Below are 454 nucleotides of genomic sequence, written 5' to 3'. Positions count from 1 at the left end.
ATGGCGGTGGCGAACAGCGCCTCGGAGATGCCCGGCGCCACGGCCGCGATGCCGGCCTGCTCGCCGCTGGAGATCATGTCGTGCATGGTCACCATGATGCCGAACACCGTGCCGACCAGACCGACGTACGGCGCGGTGGAACCGATGTTGGCCAGCAGCTCCAGGTTGCGTTCGAGCTGGTCGACCTCGCGGGTCATGGTGGTGCGCATGGCGCGCTGGGCGCCTTCGAGCTGGCCGCGGGCGTCCATGCGGCGGCGGTCGCGCAGGCGGCTGAACTCGCGGTAGCCGGCTTCGAAGATCGCTTCCAGGCCGTTGACCGAGCGGTTGCGGTCGGTGGCCGAGGCATACAGCTTGCCGAGGTCGGCGCCGGACCAGAAGCGGTTCTCGAAGTCGTCGGCCTCGCGGTTGGCGTTCTTGTAGATGCGCGCCTTGCGGAAGATGATCACCCAGCTGA

Annotated in this window: 1 protein-coding gene; it reads right to left on the bottom strand. The window is 68.3% G+C overall.

The features are described 5' to 3' along the window. Positions 1 to 454, bottom strand: a 454-nt coding sequence (locus CWM66_RS28485; RefSeq protein WP_199200095.1) for a MotA/TolQ/ExbB proton channel family protein, incomplete at both ends; no start/stop codon positions are given.

The sequence above is a fragment of the Kosakonia sp. H7A genome (assembly GCF_003028445.1).
In the GTDB taxonomy this organism is placed as follows: domain Bacteria; phylum Pseudomonadota; class Gammaproteobacteria; order Enterobacterales; family Enterobacteriaceae; genus Kosakonia; species Kosakonia radicincitans.
Note: the sequence above shows the minus strand (reverse complement) of the source record. Positions and strands in the feature narration are given on the sequence as shown.